At 68.6% G+C, this 4,790-nt stretch carries 5 protein-coding genes; 4 read left to right on the top strand and 1 reads right to left on the bottom strand.

The features are described from left to right. Positions 1 to 128 precede the first annotated feature (128 nt). A complete protein-coding gene (locus IAE41_RS21860) occupies positions 129 to 1,349 on the top strand; it encodes a sigma-70 family RNA polymerase sigma factor (RefSeq protein WP_200734543.1) in 1,221 nt (406 codons plus the stop codon). Between the two features lie 59 nt (positions 1,350 to 1,408). Here IAE41_RS21860 and IAE41_RS21855 read toward each other — a convergent pair whose 3' ends face one another. Next, complete coding sequence (locus IAE41_RS21855) at positions 1,409 to 1,993, bottom strand: EF-hand domain-containing protein (RefSeq protein ID WP_200734542.1); 585 nt, start codon at positions 1,991 to 1,993, stop codon at positions 1,409 to 1,411. A gap of 163 nt (positions 1,994 to 2,156) precedes the next feature. Between IAE41_RS21855 and IAE41_RS21850 the strand changes: the two genes are divergently transcribed. From IAE41_RS21850 to IAE41_RS21840, 3 genes are all read left to right on the top strand, one after another. Continuing rightward, complete coding sequence (locus IAE41_RS21850) at positions 2,157 to 2,912, top strand: arginyltransferase (RefSeq protein WP_079221059.1); 756 nt, start codon at positions 2,157 to 2,159, stop codon at positions 2,910 to 2,912. Between the two features lie 38 nt (positions 2,913 to 2,950). Then, entirely contained in the window at positions 2,951 to 4,165 is a 1,215-nt protein-coding gene (locus IAE41_RS21845; RefSeq protein ID WP_200734541.1) for an endonuclease/exonuclease/phosphatase family protein, read from the top strand. Positions 4,166 to 4,486: 321 nt separating this feature from the next. Continuing rightward, a complete protein-coding gene (locus tag IAE41_RS21840) occupies positions 4,487 to 4,645 on the top strand; it encodes a hypothetical protein (RefSeq protein WP_200734540.1) in 159 nt (52 codons plus the stop codon). The last annotated feature ends 145 nt before the right edge of the window (positions 4,646 to 4,790 follow it).

Here is a 4,790-nt window from a genome sequence, read left to right as displayed (position 1 = left end):
GGGCCATGCCCGGCGAGCGCAGCGGACAGACAAGCCGCCGGGCATGGCCCGGCGCTACCGGGATGCGGACCGGTCACAAACTGCACGCAGCGCCGTCTTGGGACACAATCCCAGCAGGAGCTGCCGCCATGACGACCTTCGCTGCAACGATCGACGAGACGCTGGAACGCGAGCTGCCGGCTGCCAGTGATGGCTGCCAGCAGGCGTATGGGCGCATCGTGCTGGCCTGCCAGAACACGGTGACCGCCATCGCCCTGGCGATCACCCGCGACCGCCACGCCAGCGAGGACATCGCCCAGGAGGCCTTCGTCAAAGGCTGGCAGCAGCTGCACCGGCTGCGCAGTTCCACCAGCTTCCTGCCGTGGCTGCGGCAGATCACCCGCAATCTGGCCCGCGACTGGCTGCGCGCGCAGCGCGGCCGCCCGCTGACCGGCGACGCCGCCGACGTGGCCCTGGGCATGGCCGCCGACCCCGCGCCCGGCGCCGCCGACCGCCTGCAGCGGCTGGAAGAAGAAGTGGCCGCCGAGGACATCATCTCCGCCCTGCCCACCGACAGCCGCGAAGTGCTGCTGCTCTACTACCGCGAGGGCCAGCGCTCGCAGCAGGTGGCCGACCTGCTGGGCCTGAGCGACGCGGCCGTGCGCAAGCGCCTGTCACGTGCCCGCGCGCAGGTACGCGACGGCCTGTTGCAGCGTTTCGGCGAATTCGCCCGCAGCAGTGCGCCGAGCGCCGCCTTCGCGACGACGGTGGTTTCGATGGTGCTGATCGCCGCGCCCGGTACGGCCAGCGCGGCGATACTGCTGGGTACCGGCGTGGGCGTGGGTGGCAGCAAGCTGGGCCTGGGCGGCGTCAGCGCCGCCGGTGGTACTGCGCTGGGCTCGCTGACGGCAGCCATTGGCGAGAGCCCGCTGGTCGGCAGCGGCTTCAACGCTGGCCTGGTGGTCGGCGGGGTGATCGGCGGCTTCGTCGGCTGCTATCTCGGCGGGCGCTACCTGCTGCGCTTCACCGAAACGGCGATCGAACAGGCGCAGATCATGCGCTTCGTGCGCTACAGCACCTTCACCGCGATGGGCACCTGCCTGGCGGTGCTGATCGGCGAAATGCTGAAGGCGCCGACGTGGGTGATGACCTCGTCGCTGCTGCTGGGCATGGGCGTGGTCAGCTACCAGTGCCTGGGGCCGCTGCAGCGGATCATGGCGCCACTGATCGCCCGCGACAACGCGCGACGCGGACGCACGGGCCGCAACTGGGTGTACGAATCCATGTACGGGCGCTCGGCGATCATCAGTTGCTGCGTGTTGATGCTGCTGGTCGTCGCCGGCGTGCACTGGCTGGAATCGCTGGCCTGACCCGCAAACAAACATCGCCGGCATGATGCCGGCGATGCAGGTTCCTGGGGTGCGTGCGATCAGTTGCGCGGTGGCTTCGGTGCGTTGCCATCACGCGGGCCGCCGTGGCGCGGGCCGCCGTGCATCGGGCCCTTGGCAGCATCGAACTCGGCCTTGCTCAGCTGGCCATCCTTGTTGGTATCGGCGGCAGCGAACCAGGCATCACGGTGCTGCTTCATGCGCAGCTCGCGGTCGGCCTTGTCCAGGTAGCCGTCCTTGTTGACGTCCATCTGGTCGAAACGCGCCGCCAGGCGCGGGTCGGCCTTGGCTTCCTCGCGGCTGATGCGGCCGTCCTTGTTCACGTCGAGCTTGGCCATCCAGGCGCCATGGCCACCGCGACGGCCATGCTTCCAGCGCGGCAGCTCGTCACGCGACAGCTTGCCATCCTTGTTCTTGTCCAGCGCGTCGAACTTCGCGGCCAGGCGCGGGTTGGCGGCGGCTTCGCTGCGGTCGATGACGCCATCGCCATTGGTGTCCAGCTTGGCATGGCGCTGCGCCGGGGCATTGGCCGCGGCCGTGGCCGTGGCCGGGGTATCGGCGGCCAGGGCGATGCCGGTGGCGGAGGTGCCCAGCAGCAGGGCCAGCAGCAGGGGGGTACGGATCATGGAGTCACTCCTGGTAGGGGGATTGCGGTGTTGCGTCGAGGCGATCACTTCACCCTCGGGGGACAACAACGCCTGGCCGCGGCATCGGTTGACGCAGACGCCGGTTCCGTTCATCCGGCGGACAGTCGCGGCCATTGCGACACGCTGGGGCTATGCTGTGCCCATGGCGATCCACGGCGACAGAGACGACGAACTGAGACTGTTCCAGACCGGCGAGCACCCCTGCGGGTACTGGTCGGACCGCGTTGCGCGCGATCTGGTGCTGGATCCGCAGGACCGCCGCCTGGGTGGGCTGTACCCGCTGGCCCTGAGCTGGGGCTTCCGCCGCAGTGGTGACCTGGTCTACCGCCCGCACTGCGCGCAGTGCCATGCCTGCGTGGCCGTGCGCATCCCGGTGGCGCGCTTTGCCGCCGACCGCAGCCAGCGCCGCTGCGCCGCGCGCAATGCCGACCTGGAGGTGCGCATCACCGCCGCCATGCCGCGCCAGGACCTGTTCGACCTCTACCACCGCTACCTGACCCACCGCCATGCCAACGGCGGCATGGATGATCACGGTCCGCACGAGTTCGAGCAGTTCCTGATCGGCAGCTGGTCGCATACCCGCTTCCTGGAAATGCGCCTGCCCGGCCACGACGGCCAGCCCAGCCAGCTGCTGGGGGTGGCGGTGACCGACGTGACCGAGCACGGCCTGTCGGCGGTCTACACCTTCTTCGACCCGGACCATGCCGCCCGCGGCCTGGGCACCTTCGCCATCCTGCAGCAGATCGAGTGGGCCCGCCGCGAGGGCCTGCCGCACCTCTACCTCGGCTACTGGATCCGCGACCACCAGAAGATGGACTACAAGCGCCGCTACCGTCCGCTGGAGGCCTACGACGGCCGCCGCTGGCATGATTTCGACAGCGAACTGGACGGACGCTGACAAACCGCTGACACCGGGCCGGGTGCACAATACGGCCCATGAACATCACCCGCCGCCATCCCCTGATCCTCGCCCTGGCCCTGCTCTGCGGCGCCAGCGCCCCCGCCTACGCCAAGTCCCCTGCGATGACCGAAAAGCCGTCCTCGACGCTGCGCCTGGCCACCTACAACACCTCGCTGTATTCGGATGATGCCGGCGGCCTGATCAAGGAACTGGAAGGCGACAGCGAGCACGCGCGCAAGATCGCTGCGGTGCTGCAGCAGGTGCGCCCGGACCTGGTGCTGTTGAACGAGTTCGACTTCGACGACGCGCACCGCGCCGCCGACCTGTTCCAGAAGCGCTACCTGGAAGTGGCCCAGCCCGGTGGCGGCAAGCCGCTGCACTTCGCCTACCGCTACCTGGCGCCGGTCAACACCGGCGTGCCCAGCGGCCTGGACCTGGACGGCAATGGCGTAGTAGGCGGAGAAGGCCGCAGCCGCGGCAACGATGCCTGGGGTTACGGCCTGCACCCGGGCCAGTACGGCATGCTGGTGCTGTCGCGCTACCCGATCGACGAAGCCAAGGTGCGCAGCTTCCAGCTGCTGAAGTGGAGCACGATGCCCGGCGCGATCCGTCCGGTCGACCCGCGCACCGGCAAGAGCTTCTACAACGACCAGGTGTGGTCGCAGCTGCGCCTGTCCTCGAAGTCGCATTGGGACGTGCCGGTGAAGACCCCCGCCGGCGTGGTCCACGCCCTGGTCTCGCACCCGACCCCGCCGGTGTTCGACGGCCCGGAAAAGCGCAATGCCGCGCGCAACCACGACGAACTGCGCCTGTGGCAGGAATACCTGTCGGCCGGCGACAAGCCCTGGCTGTGCGATGACAAGGGCCACTGCGGCGGCCTGGCCCAGGATGCGCGCTTCGTGATCTTCGGCGATCTGAACAACGATCCGGTCGATGGTGATGGCCGCCACGACGCCATCGTCAACCTGATCGAAAATGCGCGCGTGCTGCGCTACCCCACCCCGCGCAGCATCGGTGGCGAGCAGACCAGCCTGGCCTATGCGGCCAAGGGCATCGTGCGCAAGGGTGCGCCGTTCCATGCCACCGGCGATTTCGGCCCGAAGTCCGGCACGATGCGCCTGGACTACGTGCTGCCCTCGACCGGCTTCGAGTACGTCGGCAGCGGCGTGTTCTGGCCGGCCAATGAAAGCCCGGAAGCGAAGATCGCCGACGGCAGCGACCACCACCTGGTGTGGGTGGACGTGCGGTAACGGAGAACGTACCGACCAACGGTCGGTACCCACCGGGATGAAGAGTACCGACCAACGGTCGGTACCTACCGGGATGAAGAGTACCGACCAACGGTCGGTACCCACCGGGATGCAGCCGCCGGGCATGGCCCGGCGCTACTGCCTGCCTGGGATGGTGTAGAGCCGAGCCCATGCTCGGCTGCTCCCCCGCCCCTTTTTCCGTTCTGCTAGATTGCTGGCAGAAGGACACGATGCCGGGGGTGGGCAGTGCACAGGAACGTGGTACTCATTCTTGCGGTTTTCAGTACCGTCGCCGTGGCGTGCTGCGTGGAGCCGCGGTTGATGCAACTGGCAGCCCTGGTCCTGATCGGATTGATACCGGCGGGTGTCGCCTGCTGGAAGGGCTACGCCGACCGCTTCGGCACCTGGTGGATGTATGGCTCGGTGCTGTGGGCGGTGGCCATGATCCACGTGACCGTACTGCCCTGGCGCCACCGCTGAGCGCTACCGTCTGCTGAGGATGTTGTAGAGCCGAGCCCATGCTCGGCTGCGCAGGTGTGCAGCGCCCTGGGAAAGCAGCCGAGCGTGGGCTCGGCTCTACAGACGGTTCGCGCCCGGGCTGGCCCCGGGCGAACCGTTTTAGGGG

This window comes from Stenotrophomonas sp. S39 (genome assembly GCF_016624665.1).
Lineage (GTDB): Bacteria > Pseudomonadota > Gammaproteobacteria > Xanthomonadales > Xanthomonadaceae > Stenotrophomonas.
The sequence above is the reverse complement of the archived record's forward strand: the minus strand, read 5'-3'. Positions and strand labels throughout refer to the sequence as shown.